The organism is Agromyces sp. NPDC058484 (assembly GCF_042720415.1).
Lineage (GTDB): Bacteria > Actinomycetota > Actinomycetes > Actinomycetales > Microbacteriaceae > Agromyces.
Genome location: NZ_JBHXMP010000003.1, coordinates 26022 through 43416, shown reverse-complemented (window position 1 = coordinate 43416; position 17395 = coordinate 26022). Strand labels below are relative to the sequence as shown.

The 17395-nt window shown below is 70.8% G+C and carries 18 protein-coding genes and 1 tRNA gene; 9 read left to right on the top strand and 10 right to left on the bottom strand.

What is annotated here, in order from left to right; translation table 11 throughout:
• The first annotated feature begins 325 nt into the window (after positions 1–325).
• Both ACFWN7_RS03750 and ACFWN7_RS03745 read left to right on the top strand, forming a co-directional pair.
• A complete protein-coding gene (locus ACFWN7_RS03750) occupies positions 326–1024 on the top strand; it encodes a C40 family peptidase (protein ID WP_376937378.1) in 699 nt (232 codons plus the stop codon).
• 360 nt (positions 1025–1384) lie between these two features.
• Positions 1385–1882, top strand: coding sequence for an HNH endonuclease (locus ACFWN7_RS03745; protein ID WP_376937377.1), 498 nt, complete (start codon positions 1385–1387; stop codon positions 1880–1882).
• Positions 1883–2106: 224 nt separating this feature from the next.
• Here ACFWN7_RS03745 and ACFWN7_RS03740 read toward each other — a convergent pair whose 3' ends face one another.
• Entirely contained in the window at positions 2107–3147 is a 1041-nt protein-coding gene (locus ACFWN7_RS03740) for a lactonase family protein (protein ID WP_376937376.1), read from the bottom strand.
• Between the two features lie 95 nt (positions 3148–3242).
• Here ACFWN7_RS03740 and ACFWN7_RS03735 point away from each other — a divergent pair.
• A tRNA-Arg gene (locus tag ACFWN7_RS03735) sits at positions 3243–3317 on the top strand.
• A gap of 16 nt (positions 3318–3333) precedes the next feature.
• Here ACFWN7_RS03735 and ACFWN7_RS03730 read toward each other — a convergent pair.
• The 6 genes from ACFWN7_RS03730 to ACFWN7_RS03705 form a co-directional block, all read right to left on the bottom strand.
• Positions 3334–4029, bottom strand: a complete 696-nt coding sequence (locus ACFWN7_RS03730; RefSeq protein WP_376937375.1) for a TMEM175 family protein — start codon at positions 4027–4029, stop codon at positions 3334–3336.
• 47 nt (positions 4030–4076) lie between these two features.
• Positions 4077–4349: a hypothetical protein gene (locus ACFWN7_RS03725; RefSeq protein ID WP_376937374.1), complete on the bottom strand. Its 273-nt coding sequence runs from the start codon at positions 4347–4349 to the stop codon at positions 4077–4079.
• Positions 4346–4525, bottom strand: a complete 180-nt coding sequence (locus tag ACFWN7_RS03720; protein WP_376937373.1) for a hypothetical protein — start codon at positions 4523–4525, stop codon at positions 4346–4348. Before ACFWN7_RS03720 ends, ACFWN7_RS03725 begins: the two co-directional genes overlap by 4 nt.
• Positions 4526–4648: 123 nt before the next feature.
• Positions 4649–5695, bottom strand: coding sequence for an ATP-dependent DNA ligase (locus ACFWN7_RS03715; RefSeq protein WP_376937372.1), 1047 nt, complete (start codon positions 5693–5695; stop codon positions 4649–4651).
• Between the two features lie 45 nt (positions 5696–5740).
• Positions 5741–7414, bottom strand: coding sequence for an alkaline phosphatase D family protein (locus ACFWN7_RS03710; RefSeq protein WP_376937371.1), 1674 nt, complete (start codon positions 7412–7414; stop codon positions 5741–5743).
• A gap of 88 nt (positions 7415–7502) precedes the next feature.
• Positions 7503–8033, bottom strand: a complete 531-nt coding sequence (locus ACFWN7_RS03705; protein ID WP_376937370.1) for an Lrp/AsnC family transcriptional regulator — start codon at positions 8031–8033, stop codon at positions 7503–7505.
• A 144-nt stretch (positions 8034–8177) separates the two neighbouring features.
• Here ACFWN7_RS03705 and ald point away from each other — a divergent pair, with 144 nt between their 5' ends.
• A complete protein-coding gene (gene ald, locus ACFWN7_RS03700; RefSeq protein ID WP_376937369.1) occupies positions 8178–9278 on the top strand; it encodes an alanine dehydrogenase in 1101 nt (366 codons plus the stop codon).
• 24 nt (positions 9279–9302) lie between these two features.
• Here the strand turns inward: ald and ACFWN7_RS03695 are convergent, their stop codons facing one another.
• Positions 9303–9608 (bottom strand): rhodanese-like domain-containing protein, encoded by a 306-nt coding sequence (locus ACFWN7_RS03695; RefSeq protein ID WP_376937368.1) that lies wholly within the window; start codon positions 9606–9608, stop codon positions 9303–9305.
• Between the two features lie 91 nt (positions 9609–9699).
• On the opposite strand from ACFWN7_RS03695, the gene ACFWN7_RS03690 reads away from it, so the two are divergent.
• Both ACFWN7_RS03690 and ACFWN7_RS03685 read left to right on the top strand, forming a co-directional pair.
• Positions 9700–13464: an AAA family ATPase gene (locus ACFWN7_RS03690; RefSeq protein WP_376937367.1), complete on the top strand. Its 3765-nt coding sequence runs from the start codon at positions 9700–9702 to the stop codon at positions 13462–13464.
• Positions 13461–13676 (top strand): hypothetical protein, encoded by a 216-nt coding sequence (locus ACFWN7_RS03685; protein ID WP_376937366.1) that lies wholly within the window; start codon positions 13461–13463, stop codon positions 13674–13676. The genes ACFWN7_RS03690 and ACFWN7_RS03685 overlap by 4 nt, the downstream gene beginning before the upstream one ends.
• A gap of 8 nt (positions 13677–13684) precedes the next feature.
• Here ACFWN7_RS03685 and ACFWN7_RS03680 read toward each other — a convergent pair whose 3' ends face one another.
• Positions 13685–14065, bottom strand: coding sequence for an FmdB family zinc ribbon protein (locus tag ACFWN7_RS03680; RefSeq protein WP_376937365.1), 381 nt, complete (start codon positions 14063–14065; stop codon positions 13685–13687).
• 29 nt (positions 14066–14094) lie between these two features.
• The gene (locus ACFWN7_RS03675; protein WP_376937364.1) at positions 14095–14673 is read right to left on the bottom strand and encodes a 5-formyltetrahydrofolate cyclo-ligase; all 579 of its coding nucleotides are present in this window, start codon (positions 14671–14673) and stop codon (positions 14095–14097) included.
• Between the two features lie 74 nt (positions 14674–14747).
• Between ACFWN7_RS03675 and galU the strand changes: the two genes are divergently transcribed.
• From galU to ACFWN7_RS03660, 3 genes are read left to right on the top strand one after another with little or no spacing between them, the layout of a single operon-like run.
• Positions 14748–15647, top strand: a complete 900-nt coding sequence (gene galU, locus ACFWN7_RS03670; RefSeq protein ID WP_376937363.1) for a UTP--glucose-1-phosphate uridylyltransferase GalU — start codon at positions 14748–14750, stop codon at positions 15645–15647.
• 2 nt (positions 15648–15649) lie between these two features.
• Positions 15650–16312, top strand: a complete 663-nt coding sequence (locus tag ACFWN7_RS03665; RefSeq protein WP_376937362.1) for a GNAT family N-acetyltransferase — start codon at positions 15650–15652, stop codon at positions 16310–16312.
• Positions 16313–16363: 51 nt separating this feature from the next.
• Positions 16364–17383: a hypothetical protein gene (locus ACFWN7_RS03660; RefSeq protein WP_376937361.1), complete on the top strand. Its 1020-nt coding sequence runs from the start codon at positions 16364–16366 to the stop codon at positions 17381–17383.
• Positions 17384–17395: the final 12 nt, after the last annotated feature.

The window sequence follows — 17395 nt, the reverse complement described above, 5'->3', positions numbered from 1 at the left end:
TCGCGTATCGTCGTTCGAGTCCGTCGGCACGAAGCCGGTCGATGGAACGAGGATCGAGATCGCCCCCGCAGGCACCCACCGCTCGATCCAGAACCCGTGACGCGCCGCGAGCGCATCAGGTGGGACGGCGGAGCATCGCCGTGGGGCGGCGGAGGTACACGTTTTGGCCCGATTCCCCCGGCGTCGTTCCGTCAGGAGCACCGAACATGGTGCACTCTCGAAGGCGACACCCGCCACGAAGGCCACCGCAACCCGCACTCGAGACCACGCCGCGACGGTCGATGCGGCCGCGCTCCCGTCCACGCGTCGACTCAGACGCGGCGGGGTGGCCAACGTCGTGGTGATGACCGTCGCGGCCGGCATCGTCGGCACGCTCGCGATCCCCGCATACGCGTTCGCGCCCGGAACGGAGGGGCCCCAGTTCGCCACCTCGGCCGAGACCGAACTCACGAAGGCCCAGGCGCAGTCGGTCGAAGTGCCCGGCGATGTCATCGCGGCACCGGTCACGAAGGACGCCTACGCGGCCGTCACGGGAGCCGAGATCGAGGCCGCCGCCGAGGCCGCTGAGGCCGCCGCAGCCGCCGAGGCCGCGCGAGTCGCCGCCGAGCAGCAGATGACCTCGTACGCCGCCGGGTACTCCGGCCCGTCGGTCGGCGACTTCCTCCAGAATCCGCCGTATCCGGACTTCGACCTCGCGAGCGTGTACAACGTCGCAACGCAGTACATCGGCGTCCCGTATGTCTACGGCGGATCGACCCCCGCCGGCTTCGACTGCTCGGGCTTCATCATGTACGTCTATGCGCAGTTCGGCATCAGCCTTCCGCACTCCGCCGCCGGGCAGGGCGCGGCCGGCACCCGCATCTCGGAGGCCGACGCGCAGCCCGGCGACCTCGTCATCATGCCCGGTCACGACGGCTTCTACGCGGGCAACGGCCAGATCCTGCACGCGCCCTATGAAGGGGCATCCGTTCGCGTGCAGCCGATCTGGACGAGCGACTACTACATCGTGCGCATCGGCATCTGATTCGAGTACATCGCGTGACGCGATGCAAGAATGGCGCGCCGGAGGCAACCGGCGCGCCATTCTTGCTCTACTCTTGTACCCTGACGAACCGAGCCGGGCAGGGGAAGCCGATGGTCGAGACGCGCAGCACCCATTCCACGGGTGCGCGCGCGCACTTCGACCAACGGCGCAGCAGTCAGCCGAGCACGACCAGCGCGAACGCGCCGACGGGCACTGTCTTCACGACGGTGCCCGTTCTTCGTTCTCCGGATGATTCGCACGCGGCATCCGCCCCCTCCTCACCGGCACGCGCAGGCGCGCTCGGGGCGTCGATCCGTTCACGCGGCTGGAAGCCATCCAGTCCCGATCGAAAGGCACGCCATGCGCACCCTCGTGCTCAACGCGGGATATGAACCCCTCGCCGTCGTCTCCTTCAAGCGCGCACTCCTGCTCGTGATGAACCAGAAGGCCACCGTCATCCTCCACGAGGAGGGCAACCCGGTGTGCGCCGCGAGCGGCGCGTGGGATCGCCCGAGCGTCATCCTGCTCACGAGGTACGTGCGAACACCCCGGGTGCATGCGGTTCCGGTGAGCCGCCGGGGCGTGCTGCGCCGTGACGAGCACCGATGCGGGTACTGCGGGCGCTCGGCCGCGACGATCGATCATGTGCTGCCACGCTCGCGCGGCGGGCGCGACACCTGGGAGAACCTCGTCGCGTGCTGCCTGCGATGCAACAACACCAAGGGCGATCACACGCCGGCCGAGATGGGCTGGCAGCTGCGCTTCACCCCGCGTATGCCGCATGGCCGCAGCTGGGTGGTGCGGGGCTTCGAACGGCCGCTGCCGCAGTGGCACGAGTACCTCGCCATCGCCGCCTGAGCTCGTCGTTGTCGACAACATGGCGGTTCGGAGCGGCGAAGTTGGACGATTCGGCCAGTGAGTCCGCCGGGGCCATGCGGGTAACGTGAGACCTCAATCCACGGATGGGGCAGGTACCGCGATGACGCAGCCGCTTGACGACGCACGACTCGACGAGATCGGGCTCGTCGACGAGCTCGCCCCCGCCACCTCGGCGATCGTCATCCTCGGATACAACTGATCCTTCAGGGCACGCGCGCGAGGCACGCCGGGGCCGGAGTGCCGACGGTGCCGACGATCTCGGTCGGCACGCCGCGATCGAGCGCGACGATCGCGATCGAGTTCGAGCCCTGATCGGCGACGAGCACGAAGCGCTCGTCGTGCGTGAGGTTCAGGTCGCGCGGATGCCGCCCGCCCGTCGCCACCGAGGCCACGCGTTCGAGGGTGCGGGCGTCGGCATCGAACCGCAGCGCCACGAGTGCGTCGGCGTCGCGGTCGCCCACCAGCACGATGCCGTCGTGGGTGAGCCGGATCGCCGACAGCCCGAGTCCGCGCGGCTCGACGCGCTCGTCGACCGGGATCCATTCGAGCTCCCGGCCCTCGACGAGGTCGACGATGCTCGCCGTGCGGTCGAGCTCGTTCGCAACGATCGCGAACTCGCCCGCGCGTACCAGGTGACGCGGCCCCGCGCCGGCGTGGACGACGATGTCGTCGGCTCCGTCGTGCGCGAGGTCGGCGGGCAGTCCGGCGAGGCGCAGCACGCGCACGCGATCGGTTCCGAGGTCGGGCACGAGCAGCCGGTCGCGGGCCGAGTCGGCCACGGCCTGATGGGGGTGCGGCGACTCCTGCCTGTCGCGGTTCGGGCCTGAGCCCGCGAAGTCGGCGGCGAGCACGACGTCGGCCGCGACATCCGGCCCCACCGGGTGCACCGAGAGGCGCGCACCTGCGTAGTTGGCGGCGAAGATCAGGTCGCCCGCCTCATCGAAGGCGAGATGGCACGGGCCGGCGGCGCCGGTCGCCCCTGCGAGGCCGAACGGGTGCACGTCGTCGCCGTCGAGGGTCCACGTCGAGACACGACCCTCGGCCTGCTCGTGCACGATCCCGAGCACGCGGGTCGCCGGCGACACGGCGAGGTACATCGGGTTCGGGCCGACATCGATGGGCTCGCCGAGCGTCGCCGCGCCGTCGGCGGCGACATCCAGTGACCGGATGCCGCGGGCCGCCGACCCGAGCGCGCCCTCGGTCGACGCACCCACCCAGAACCTCGTGCCCGTCGACCCGTTCATGCCGCCCGCCTCGCTCACGTGGGCGCCCTGCGGCGCCGACCACAGGCTACCGCGCGTGAACAGGCCGGCGATCGCACGAAGTAGACTCGGACGGCGCCCTCGTAACTCAGGGGATAGAGTGCCGACCTCCTAAGTCGGAAGCGCAGGTTCGAATCCTGCCGGGGGCACCACAGGGTGACACGCGTGTCACGCACGTTCAACCAGTCCCGCGCGCTCCTCGGCGACGATCCGCGCCACTCGGCGTGTCGCCCATCGGCCGCTCAGCGGCCCGATCACGATGAGCAGCACCCAGGTCCAGCGTCCCCAATCGGCGCCGAACGCGTAGGCGATCGGGATCGACGCGAGGAAGACGACCGGTGTCGTCAGCGTGTCGAGGAAGCGCACCGTGTCGGCACGCCGCGGAAGCGGGTGCGTGAGCACTCGGTCGTGGCGCGCGACGAAGTACATCGCCGACTGCGCGAACACGGCGAGGCTGATGTTCACGGCATAGACGGCGACCGCCAAGGGCTCCTCAGCCGTTTCGGCGTCGCTGATCCCCTGGGTCGAGAAGGGCACGAGCACGACGAACGCGGTCGCGATGAAGTTCGCGGCGATCACGCCGGGGCTGATCGTGCGGAAGCGCGCGATGAGCCGATGATTCACCCGCCAGAAGACCGCGATCACCACGAAGCTGATTGCGAAGCCGGCCAATTCGGAAGCGAGCCCGCTGCTGAAGAGTGCGCCGAGGTCCGTCCAGTCGGATGCCTCGGGCGGTTCGATGTTCACGACGAGGAGCGTGATGGCGAACGCGTACACGGCGTCGAAGAAGGCGACGGCGCGCCCGAACTCGACGGAATCACGGTCGTAGCGCGTCCCCGGCGCTCGCGATTCGAGATCCGCCACGGGTCAAGTGTGCCGCGTGGGGCGCGGCTGCGGCATCCGACTCGCCGTCAGGTCCAGTCGACGGCGTGCATCCATCCGGCGATGTAGGCGCGCTCGTTCACGCCGAGTCGCACCTCGCTGCGAGGAACCGGTTCACCGTCGAGCTCGCAGAGTTCGAAGATGCGCACGACGACGCTTCGGCGGAGGGGCGCGTCGAGGTTCTCGAGCACCTCGCGCTGCAGCGGACGTTCGAGCATCGGCCACCAGATCCCGATCGGCGGCAATCCGTGCCGTAGTCTCGGTCGCTCCTCGTACACCGGATTGTCGAGCACGGAACTCATTGCGCCTGCTCCTCTTTCGTCGCGCCCGTCTCGGGGTCGCGGATCACCACGTGTTCGTCGGCGTCGGCGTCCTCCTCGGCACGCTGATGCTGTTCAGCCGCTGCGACGGCCTCATCGAGTTCGGTTGCCGCATTCGGATCAGAAGGGCGCGAATCGGTCGGGTTCGGATCTGTCATCGGTGCTCTCCCCGCTCACGGCCGACCACATCGACGGAGTCGGCCGAATTCGACCATACGCACGGGGAGCGATGTGGAAAAGGGATTGACGGGCACCGACGCCGGTGCTAGCCGACCGCGCGATCACTCGAGCACGTCGGCCAGGTCGTACGCCACCGGGCGATCGATCTGCTCGAACGTGCACGAACGCGCCTCCCGGTCGGGCCGCCACCGCTCGAACTGCACGGTGTGCCGGAAGCGCATTCCCTCGAGCTGGTCGTAGCGCACCTCCATGACGAGTTCGGGTCGGAGGCGAACGAAGGAGACGTCCTTGCTCGACGCGAACCGGCTGCGGTCGGTCTCGCCGGTGAGCGCCGCACCATGTTCGTCGCGCTCGACGTACGGCTCGAGCTCGTCCACGAGCTCCCTGCGCCGCGCGTCGCTGAAGGCCGAGACGCCGCCGACGTTGCGGAGCCCGCCGTCGTCGGTGTACAGGCCGAGGAGGATCGACCCGACGCCGGTGCCGGAGGCGTGCACGCGGTAGCCGATCGCGACGACATCGGCCGTGCGGCGATGCTTGGCCTTGAGCATCACACGCTTGCCCGGCGCGTACGGAGCGGCAAGCGGTTTCGCGACCACGCCGTCGAGCCCGGCACCCTCGAACTCCCGGAACCAGCGACGGGCCAGGTCGACATCGGTGGTGACGCGAGTGAGGTGGATCGGGTGGCCGAGCTCGCCGACGAGTGCCTCGAGGGCCGCGCGTCGTTCGGAGAATGGCTGTTCGGCGATCGACGCGTCGCCGATCGCGAGCAGGTCGAACGCCACGAACATCGCGGGTGTCTCGCGCGAGAGGAGTTCGACGCGGCTCGCGGCCGGGTGGATCCGTTGCGTGAGGGCCTCCCAGTCGAGTCGCTCGCGGCCCGCCGCGCCCGTGCTCACGACGATCTCGCCGTCGAGCACGCACGCTTCCGGCAGCAGGCGGGCGAATGCCTCGACGAGCTCGGGGAAATACCTCGTGAGCGGCTTCGCGCCGCGGCTGCCGATCTCGACGTGCTCGCCGTCGAACGCGACGATCCCGCGGAATCCGTCCCACTTCGGCTCGTAGACGAGGCCGCCGGCGATCGAGTCGGGCTCGGGCACCGCCGGCACGGCCTTCGCGAGCATCGGTGCGACGGTGGTCTCAGGCGCCATGCGACCACGATAGGCCCGGATGCCGCGTGGCGGCGAGGCATCCGCTCAGGCCGACAGCTCGGCGTCCCGCTTCACCGGCACGGTGACGGATGCGACTTCCTCCAGCCGGGGGTGCAGCTCGTCGCCGCCGTGGACCACTCCCGTGTGCCAGGTCATCGTCAGGCCGTCCGGGCCGTCCTGCAGCAGGGCGAGGTTGTTGTCGAACCAGGGGCCCTTGACGGTGTTCCAGCGGAAGGGCGGGTCGGGAACCTTCACGGAACGCGCGGCCGCGGCACCCAGCGGCGTGGCCACGCCGTACGACGTCGCCACCGCGAACCAGCGTATGAAGCGGGGCAGGGGGTTCCGCACCGGTGAGCAGACCGCCTGCAGGATGCGAGCCCCGCCGTCGCGCTGCACCTCTGCCAGGTACGAGAAGTGCACGTCTCCGGAGAGGAAGGTGACGGTCAGCGGCGACGGACCGCGTTCGCCGTCCGCCACCTCCATCGCCATCCGGGCGACGGCCTGGAAGCTGTTCTGGAACGCCGCCCAGTGCTCCAGGTCGACGGCTTGCCGGAGGCGCTCTCCGAGCCAGGCGGCGGGTCTGCCCCTGGCGCCCTGCGCGATCGCCTCGTCCCACGCCTCGACGTGGTGGAGGCCGATCGGCAGGAGGAACGGCAGCGAGCAGGCCACGAGCACGTGCCGGAACCCGCCGTGCATCTGATCGTCGAACCACGCGAGTTCCTGCGCGTCGAGCAGCCCGCGCGCCGACGGTGTGAGGTCCCGCGCGGCCCGGGAGTCGACGACGATCAGGCGCACATCGCCGAAGTCGCGGCAGTAGCTCCAGCGGTGGCTCGCCGGCTCCTTGTCGGCCCGGTCGGCGAACTCGTCGAGCGGGTCGGTGAGGTCGAGCTCCTCGGCGCCGTCGTACTCGCCGATCCGCCGCCACAACGGGTCGGCCGCGCGTTCCGCGGGCGACAGGTTGCCGAGGTGCTGATACACCCAGTACGACGCCAGGCCGGCGACGATGCGCCCCTGCCACCAGGAGGTGGCCTCCATCCTCCGCTTCCAGTCGAGTGACGCGTTCCAGTCGTCCCTGATGTCGTGGTCGTCGACGATCATGGCGGTCGGTACGCACGACAGCAGCCACCGATTGGCCTCGTCGGACCAGGCCAGCTGGTAGAGGTGGGCGTACTCCTCGAAGTCCTTGAGCTCCGTGCCCGGTCCCTCGTGGATGTCGCGTCGGCTGCGGATGAACTCCTGCATCTGGCTCGTGGTCGAATCGGCGTACACCTGGTCGCCGAGGAACAGCAGCAGGTCGGGCCGGATGTCGCGGCCCGCGGCGACCGCGAGCGCGAAGGCGCGGAGCGAGTCCACGCCGTGGGTGCGGTTGCCGGAGCGGTCGTGGGCGACGCTGGTGCGACACGATCCGAATGCCATCCGCAGTGGTCGCCGCGGCATGAGCGTGGAGATCGCCGACGGCGGGTACGCGGAATCGGGCTCCGGCCAGACGGATGCGCCGTCGATCTCCACCTCGTACGGCTGCGTCGAACCGGGCTCGAGTCCGTCGACCTCGACGAGGGCGTAGTGGTGGCCGTGCGCGACGAAGGTGCGTGCCTGCCATGACCGCCCTCCGGCGCTGACGCTCACCCGGCAGCCGGCTCGCGTCTCGACCCAGACGCTGGCCGAGGTCTCGTCGACGTGGCGCAGCATCGGTCCCAGCACCAGCGGTGAGGTCGCCATGCACCCGTTCTACCGCGTCCACGCCCGGGCGGCCACGGGTTGCGCATACGGCGGCGGCGAGGCATCCACTCGATTCAGGGGTCGGCGGTCAGAGCACGGTGCGCAGGCCCGCTGAGAGCGCGGTGTGGTGCTCGAACACGAGGTTCGTCTCGGTGAGGGCGACGGCCGGGTTCGCCGAGAGGTTCTTCAGCACGAACTGCCGCACGTGCTCGCTGTCGCGCACCCGCACGTGGATGAGGAAGTCCTCGGAGCCGCCGAGGAAGAAGAGCTGCGCGACCTCGGGCTGGGTGCGCAACTCGTCGGAGATCTGCTCCATCAGGTGGCGGGCGCCGGGCCGGATACGGACGCTCACCAGCGCCTGCAGTGTGAAGCCGAGGGCGAGCGGATTGATCTCGGCGGTGTACCGCGTGATGACGCCGCGTTCGCGCAGCGAGCGCACGCGGGCGAGGCACGTCGAGGGCGAGACGCCGACGGCTCGCGCGAGGTCGACGTTGGGGATGCGGGCGTTCTCGTGCAGGAGCGCGATGATCTTGCGGTCGGCGGCGTCGAGCGCAACGGGCCCGGATGCCCCGCCGGCGGCGCCGCCGGGCGCCTCGCTGATCTGCGGCAGATCGGCCACGGAGGACCCTCCTCCCGAATGAATGCGACGGATGCCGCCATGCTACCGAATTCTGTGCGAAACCTCTTCCGGCTGGGCGAACAACCGGCGACGATGGAATCGACAACCCACACAGCATTCGGCCCACAGCAAACGGAGCGACCCATGCACATCGGCGTGCCCGCAGAGATCAAGAACAACGAGTTCCGCGTCGCGATGACGCCCGCCGGGGTGCACGCACTCGCGCAGCGCGGCCACCACGTCGCCATCCAGGCGGGCGCCGGCGCCGGCGCCGGCTACCTTGACGCCGAGTACCTCGCGGCCGGTGCGACGATCGTCGCGACCGCCGCCGAGGCGTGGTCGGCCGACCTCGTGATGAAGGTCAAGGAGCCGATCGAGTCCGAGTACGGATTCCTCCGCGAAGACCTCACGCTCTTCACCTACCTCCACCTCGCGGCCGATCTGCCGCTCACACGTGCGCTCCTCGACTCGGGCGCCACCGCGATCGCGTACGAGACGGTGCAGCTGCCCGACCGGTCGTTGCCGCTGCTCACCCCGATGAGCGAGGTCGCCGGCCGGCTCGCGCCGCAGGTCGGCGCGGCGGAGCTGCACGCGTCGAAGGGCGGACGCGGGGTGCTCCTCGCGGGCGTGCCCGGCACGGCGCCCGCGAAGGTCGTCGTCATCGGCGGCGGAGTCGCCGGCGAGCAGGCGGCGGCCACCGCGCTGGGCCTCGGCGCCGACGTCACCGTGATGGACATCTCGCTGCCGAAGCTCCGCGAGATCGATGCCCGCTACGACCACCGGATCAAGACGCTCGCCTCGTCGCCCTACGAGACCGCACGCCAGCTGAAGGACGCCGACCTCGTCATCGGCGCCGTGCTCGTGCCCGGGGCGGCCGCGCCGAAGGTCGTGACCGATGAGATGGTCGCTGCGATGAAGCCGGGCGCGGTGCTGGTCGACATCGCGATCGACCAGGGCGGATGCTTCGAGGGTTCGCGCCCGACGACGCACGCCGAGCCGACCTTCCGAGTGCACGACGCGATCTACTACTGCGTCGCGAACATGCCGGGGGCCGTTCCGGCGACCGCGACGCCCGCGCTCACGAACGCGACGCTGCCGTATGCCCTGAAGATCGCCGACCTCGGCTGGGAGCACGCGCTCGCCGCCGACCCCGCGCTCGCGCTCGGCCTCAACGTCACCGGCGGTCGGCTCGTCAACGAGGGGGTCGCTCGCGCGCACGGGCTCGAGTTGCAGTCGGCACGCTGACGAGGCTGGCGCGGACCGCGCTCGTCACTCGTCGCCGATCGTCACGGGCAGGCCTTCGCGATGCCATCCGACGATTCCGCCGGTGATGTTCACGGCCTCGATTCCGTTCGCCTCGAGGTACTCCGTCGCCTGGGCGCTCCGACCGCCGAGATGGCACATGACGTAGACGGCGCGATCACGCGGAACCTCGTCGAGACGTTCGACGAGGGTGCCGAGCGGAATGTGCTGCGCGCCCTCGACGCGTGCCCGAGCGAACTCGTCGGGCTCGCGCACGTCGAGGATGTGCGCGTCAGGAGCGGCGTGCACATCGGCGGGGGTGGCGGTCTGCATACCTCGACGGTAGCAAGACACCGGGGTGCCGAAACGAGCCGGGCCGGGCGATGCTCCCGGGATTCCGTGCGAAGCAACGTATGGTGTCGGTGTGCGGCGGCTCGATCGGAACCATGATGAAGAAGAGGTCCTCGGCGCCGAATCGGATGCCGCAGCAGAACGACTCACCCCGGAATCCATGCGACACGACCTCACGAGCCCCGACGGCCTCAGCCTCGGCGATCCGGAACTCGTCGCCGGGAACGTCGCCGAGCCCACCTGGCGACGCTGGCAGGGCGACCTCGCCGAGGTCGGCGGACGCTCACCCCTCGTGCGTTTCGTCGACACGCCGCGCACCCGGATCGAGCTCTCCACGACGCATCCGGGCGGGCTCCCGCAGTTCATCACGGGCAAGTCGACCCTGCTCTCGAGCCTCATCCGTGACGAGCTCGCCCTTCGCAACGCCAGGCTCGCGGCCGCGGAGATCACGCAGAAGGGCATCGAGCTGCGCTCCGTGCGGGGCATCGAGTCGGTGCACCTCGCGATCGGCCTCGCCTCGTGGCGCAACGGCGGCGACGAGTACCTCGCGCCCGTGCTGCTCCGACCGCTCGCGATCCGTCGGTACGGACGCGACTTCGAGCTGAAGCTCAAGGGGCAGCCCTTCCTGAATCCTGCGCTCGCCCGCGAGCTCCGCGAGCAGTTCCAGATCACCCTTGACGCTGAGGCGTTCGTCGCCCTCGCGATCACCAACGGCGTGTTCAAGCCGCAGCCCGTGATCGACCGGCTGCGCGGCCTCACCTCGCACCTGCCGTGGTTCCACGTCGCACCCCGCCTGGTCGTCTCCTCCTTCGCCGAGGTCGGTCCCGCGCTGGCAGTGGATGCCGCGCGCCTCGACCATCCCCTCATCGACGCGATCGCCGGCAATCCCGCGGCGCGCGCGGCGCTGGCCGGCCACGGCGAACGTGCCCGCCCCGTGCCGCAGGACGAGCGACCGCCGTCGACCGACACCCTGCTGCTCGACGCGGATCCCGAGCAGGAGCAGGTCGTCGCCGAGATCGAGTCGGGCTCCTCGCTCGTGGTGAAGACGCTGCCGGGCACGGGCGGCACGCAGACGATCGTGAACGCGATCGGGGCGCTCGTCGCGAACGACAAGCGCGTGCTCGTCGTCGGCGCCCGCCGTGCGAGCCTCGACGGCATCGCGCACCGCCTCGGACAGGTCGGCCTCGGCGGCGCAGCCGTGACGACCGCGGGGCTCCGCCGCGACCTCATCCGGTCGATCTCGCGCAACGAGAAGGCAGAGCGGCCTCGCGTCTCCGACGTCGACGACGCCCTCGTGCGCCTTCGCAAGGTCCTCCTCGACTACCGCTCGGCGCTCACCCGGCGCGATCCCGAACTCCACGTCTCGGTGCTCGACGCGCTCGGCGAGCTCGCCCGGCTCGCACTCGTTCGCGATGCCCCGTCGACGACGGCCCGCCTCGACCACACGTCCCTCGTCGCGCTCGCCGAGGGGCGAGGGCGCGTCGCGCGCGACCTCGCGCGTGCGGCCGAGCTCGGCGAGTTCCGGTACGGGCCCGGCGACTCGCCATGGTACGGCGCATCGTTCACGTCGTCCGACGAGGCGACGCATGCGCACGAGCTCGCGAAACGACTCAGCGCGAGCGAGCTGCCGAGGCTCCTCGACCGCGGCCGCGGCCTCATCTCGCAGACGAGACTCCGGCCGTTCGAATCGGTCGCGGAGCTCGGCGTCTTCCTCCGGCTCCTCCTCGACGTTCGCGAGACCCTCGACCGGTTCCAGCCGTCGGTGTTCGACCGTCCGCTCGGCGAGCTCATCGCCGCGACATCCGCGAGGCGCGATTCGCCGGGGATGAGCGGGGCGAACCGCCGGCGCCTGCGCCGACTCGCGCTCGAATACGTGCGGCCGGGCGTGCACGTGACCGACCTGAATGCAGCGCTCCGCGGCATCCAGCAGCAGCGCACGCTGTGGCAGCGCTACTCCGAAGCCGGTGCGATTCCCGGGGTTCCCGTCGGCATCGACGACGTGCACGTCGCCTACCGCACGGTCGCCACCGACCTGGCCGCGCTCGATGCGCCGCTCGGCGTCGCGGGAACGCCGCGCCAGCTCGCCGCGCGACCCGTGGGCGAACTCGTGTCGGCCCTGACCGGCCTCGCCGCGGAATCCGAGGTGCTCACGAACCTGCAGGAGCGGACCGCGGTGCTGGCGCGACTGCGCGACCTCGGCCTCGACCCCCTGCTCCTCGACCTCGCGAAGCGCCACGTGCCCGAGAGTGCCGTGGTGGGCGAGCTCGAACTCGCCTGGTGGCAGTCCGTGCTCGAGCTGATGCTCGCGAACGACAGGGCGCTCCTCGGCGCGAACACGACCGTGCTCGACCGGCTCGAGAGCGACTTCCGGCTCGTCGATGAGGCGCACGCGTCGGCCGCCGGCGCCCAGCTGGCCTGGCACCTCGCCGACAACTGGACGGTCGGCCTGGTCGATCACCCCGACGAAGCCGAACGCCTGAAGCGGATGCTCCGGGGCGATCACGTGCGTCCCGCGACGCTGCATCACGACACGCCGCACCTCTTCCGCGCCCTCGCCGCCGTGTGGCTCGCCTCGCCCTACGACGTGCCCGGCATCGACGACGCGATCGCGTTCGACGCGGTCATCCTCGTCGACGCCGGATCGACGACCATCGCCGAGAACCTCGGGGCCATCCGGCGTGCGCGACAGGTCGTCGCGTTCGGAGATCCCGTCACGCAGACGCCGACGCTCTTCGAGACCGGCATCGACGACGCCGACGTGTCGCCGGCCGCTCCCGCCACCGAGCGCGGGGTCGATGCCCTGCACGCCGACTCGGCGCTCGCGCGGCTCGGTGAGCTGTTGCCTACCCTCACGCTCACCCGCAGCTACCGCGCCGGTGGCGAAGACCTCGCCGAGCTCGTCAACCGTCGGTTCTACGCAGGGCGCATCGCATCGCTGCCGTGGGCGGGCAGCTTCCTCGGGCACGGCAGCCTCGGACTGCACTACGTGCGCGGCAACGGCCTGCCCGACGCCGTCACGGGCACCGTCGAGAGCATCGACCAGGAGGTGGCGAAGGTCGTCGAGCTCGTGATGGAGCACGCCGTGAAGCGGCCGCGCGAATCGCTCATGGTGATCACGGCGAGCGCGAAGCACGCCGCCCGCGTGCACCAGGCGGTGCTCGCGGCGTTCGCGAAGCGCACCGATCTCTCGGATTTCATCCTGAACGACCGCGCGGAGCCGTTCACCGTGCTCACGCTCGAGCAGGCCGTCGCGCAGAGCCGTGATCGCGTCATCTTCTCCGTCGGCTACGGGCGCACCCCGCACGGGCGGCTCCTGTCGAGCTTCGGCTCCCTCGGCGAGGCCGGCGGCGACCGGCTGCTCGCGGTGGGCATGACCCGGGCGCGGCGATCGATGGACCTCGTGTCCGCCTTCCGGCCAGACGACATCGACGAGGAACGGCAGTCGCACGGCGTGCTCGCGCTCGCCCAGATCCTCTCGCAGACCGAGGAGCGCGCCGACGACGACGACGGCGTCGCCCGGGAGTCGATGCTCGGCGACCTGGCGGCGCGGCTCGGTCGTCGCGGCATCCGGGTCAGCGTAGGTCACCGCGGCCGGCTCGCGCTCGCCGCCGCGCACGCCGGGAAGGCCGTCGTCGTCGAGACCGACGAGGCGTTCGCGGGACTCAGCCTGAGGGAGTCCCTACGGCTGCGACCCGATGTGCTGCGCCGCCTCGGCTGGCACTACCTGCGCGTGCACAGCTTCGAGCTCTTCGGCGACCCCGAGGCCGTCGCATCACGTGTCGCTGCCCTCCTCGGCAAGCCCGATGCGGAACAGACGGATGCCGCGGTCGCACCATGAGCGACGACTCTCGCCGGGACGATGAGCCGCGCCAGCGTGTCGAGCGCACCCCCGGACGCGTGCGTCGCGCACGGCTGACGCCGGCGCCCGGTTCCGACCCCTCGCCCGAGGGGGCGACGTCCGAGTCGGAGGCGCAGCACCCGAGTCGCACGAAGAAGCGGCCGCACCCCGATGATGAGCGCATCACCCGGGAGCGGCCGCCGCACTGGTGAGCTGGGTGTCAGACTCCGCCGGCAGAGGAGCCGCCGCCGGCCGACGAGGTCGAGGGCGTGCCACCGGATGAGTCCGAGCCGGATGAGCCCGAGCCGGGGCCGGAGCCGGATGAGCCCGAGCCGGAGCCGGAGCCGGATGAGCCCGAGCCGGAGCCCGACGAGCCGGAGCCGTCCGTTCCCGAACCCGATCCGCCCGACGATCCGCCCTCGCCCGCACGCGAGTCGGTGCGGTAGAAGCCCGATCCGTTGAAGGTCACGCCGATGGTGTTGAAGAGCTTGCGGAGGCGGCCGCCGCAGAGATCGCACACCGTGAGGGCGTCGTCGGTGAAGGCCTGGTGGATGTCGAACGCGTTGTCGCATTCGGTGCAGCGGTAGGAATAGGTGGGCATGGCGACTCTTCCGGATCGAGGGTGCGGCGTCAGAAGGCGATGATCCGCGTCGGGGTCACGACGCCGTTCACGGCCTGGTCGTGCACCTCGCGCGGCACTTGTTCGACGAATTCGCCGTCGAAGACGACGGCGTACACCGGAGGACATTTTTCCATCGAACCGAGGGTCTTGTCGAAATAGCCGCGTCCCCAGCCCAGGCGCATGCCCGTGCGGTCGATCGCCGCAGCGGGAACGAGGATGAGGTCGACGTCGTTGATCGCCATCGGCCCGAGCAGTTCCCCCACCGCCTCGGGCACACCGTGGACCCCGAGCAGCTCGGTCTCGTCTTCGCCGACGGTCCAGTCGAGCAGTCCGTCTTCGCGGGTGACCGGGAACAGGACCCGGATGCCGCGTGCCTCCGCCCAGTGCACGAACGGCCGGGTGTCGGGCTCGGTCGGCATCGAGAGATAGCACGAGAGCGACTCGGCGCCCGTCGAACCGACGAGCTCCTCGAGCCGCGCGGTGATGCCCTCGGTGGCCTGCTCGCGCTCGTGCGCGGGCATGTTCTGTCGACGCTCACGGAGTTCGGCGCGGAGGATGCGCTTCTGGACATCCGGGTCGTCGGGCATGGCTCACATCCTAGGACGATCAGCGGCGACGCCGGACGCTCGCCGGTGTGCGACATCCGGTTACGCTGAGTCGCATGACTCAACGCATCACGAAGGCCGTCATCCCTGCGGCGGGACTCGGCACGAGGTTCCTCCCGGCGACCAAGGCGATGCCGAAGGAGATGCTGCCGGTCGTCGACAAGCCCGCGATCCAGTACGTCGTGGAGGAGGCGGTCGACGCCGGGCTCTCCGACGTCCTGATGGTGACGGGGCGCAACAAGAACGCGCTCGAGAACCACTTCGACCGCGTCACCGAGCTCGAGGCGACCCTGGTGCAGAAGGGCGACACGGCGAAGCTCGAGAAGGTCAACGAATCCACCGACCTCGCCGACATGCACTACGTGCGGCAGGGCGATCCGATGGGTCTCGGGCATGCGGTCCTCCGGGCGCGCATGCACGTCGGAGACCAGCCGTTCGCCGTGCTCCTCGGCGACGACATCATCGACGCGAGAGACCCGCTCCTCACCCGCATGCTCGACGAGCACGAGAAGCGTGACGCGACGATCATCGCACTCCTCGAGGTCGACCCGTCGTCCATCCACCTCTACGGCGCGGCCGCGGTCGAGGCGACCGACGACCCCGACGTCGTTCGCGTCACCGGCCTGGTCGAGAAGCCCGTCGCCGAGGTCGCGCCATCCAACCTCGCCGTCATCGGCCGGTACGTGCTGAAACCCGGCGTGTTCGACTTCCTCGAGCGCACCGAGCCCGGCAAGGGCGGCGAGATCCAGCTCACCGACGCGCTCATGGAGATGGCGGCCGACGTCGAGGGCACCGGCGGCGTCTACGGCGTGGTGTTCCGCGGGCGCCGCTACGACACGGGCGACAAGCTCGATTACATCAAGGCGGTCATCCAGCTCGCGGTCGATCGCAACGACCTCGGCCCCGAGCTGAAGCCCTGGCTCGCCGAGTACGTCGGCGGATTCGACCGGACCTGACGATGGCGGCGGCCACGATCCCCACGCTCCGTGACGGGGACGTCACGTTGCGGCCGATCCGCGCGCGCGACGCGAAGCAGCTGGAGCGCGTGCTCCTCGACAACCGGGGCTGGCTGCGTCAATGGGAGGCCACATATCCCGGTGGCGGTTCGGTCATCGACACGCGCGCGAGCATCCGGAACCTCCTGGCACACGCGCGGAGCGGCAACGCGCTGCCGTTCGTCATCGAGCACGGCGGGGAGATGGTCGGGCAGCTGAACGTATCGTCGATCACCTTCGGCTCCCTCTCGTCGGCGTCGATCGGCTACTGGGTGGCGCAGTCCGTCGCCGGTCGGGGCATCACGCCCGCCGCGGTCGCGCTCGCCACCGACTACTGTTTCTCGGTGCTGCGACTGCACCGCATGGAGATCTGCATCAGGCCCGAGAACCAGCCCTCGCTCCGCGTCGTCGAGAAGCTCGGCTTCAGGTACGAGGGCCTGCGGCGCCGCTTCATCCACATCAACGGGGACTGGCGCGACCACTTCGCGTTCGCGCTCGTCGTCGAGGAGGTGCCCAGCGGCGTGCTCCGCCGGTGGCGGGAGGCTCGTGTGCCCGAGCATGCCGCACGTGTGAGCGCCGAGGACCGCGCCGCCGCAGCCCACCCCCTGGGTCTCACCGATCGCTGACACCCGCGCGCCGTTCGGGGGCACCCGCCCGTGGTGTCCTAGCGTTGTCGCATGGACGTGATCGGTGGGGGACTGCTCGTGGCCGTCGCCGCGCTGCTCTGGATCGCGTACCTGCTGCCGAGCTGGCTGCGGCGGCGCCAGTACCTCGCGACCGAGCGCAATGCAGTGCGGCTGCAGCAGACGCTGCGCATCCTCGCCGAGACCGCCGAGACGCCCGAGGCCGTGCGCGTCGAGGCGACCGCGCGCGAGGTCGCGACGCAGCAGCGCATCCTGCATGAGCACGAGCAGGCGGCGCGGCTCGCAGCCCGGACCGCCGAGCACCTCGCGATCGCCGAGCGGCGGGCCGCCGAAGAGGCAGCGGATGCCGCACGCGAGCTCGCGGCATCCGTGCATGCTCCACCGACCGAGCCGATTCCCGTGATGACGCCGTCGGTCCCGGTGGCGAACCGCGCGGATCCGGTGCGCGCACGCCGCGCCCTGCGGCGGAGGCGCGCGCTCTGCTCGCTCCTCCTGCTGGTCTCGCTCCTCACTGCAACCGCCGGACTCGTGGCGGCGATGTTCGGCGCATCGCTCCTGATCGCGGCCGGGGGCGGGGCCGGGATCGCCGCGGCCGTCACCGGCATCGTTCGGCTTGCGAAGGTGCGCGCGGCCGTGGCGGCTGCCCCGCCGGTGGCGATGCCCGAGGCCGTGCCGTTCGAGCCCATCGAGCTGCCGGAGGAGTCCTCGGGCGAGCACGGCTGGATGCCGCAACCGCTCCCGAGGCCCCTGCACCTCTCACGCGGCACGATCGCGGCGACGGCGATGGCGTCGATCGAGGCCGCCGCCGAGCTGAAGCGCGCCGCCGCCGAGGCCGAGCTCGCACGCCGCGCCGAGGAGCTCGAGCCGGCGGTGCCCACGATCGCGCCCGCCGCCGCGGCACCCGCCGCGGATGCCGCCACGTCTGCCGCGGCATCCGGTCGCCCTGCCGAGGAGCACGCGAGTCCGTATGCGCGCATGGGCGCCGTCGACGACGCCCGGCCCGGTTTCGGCGACCTCGACGCGGTGCTCCGCCGCCGCCGGCGGGCAGGCTGACCCGCCGGCCGT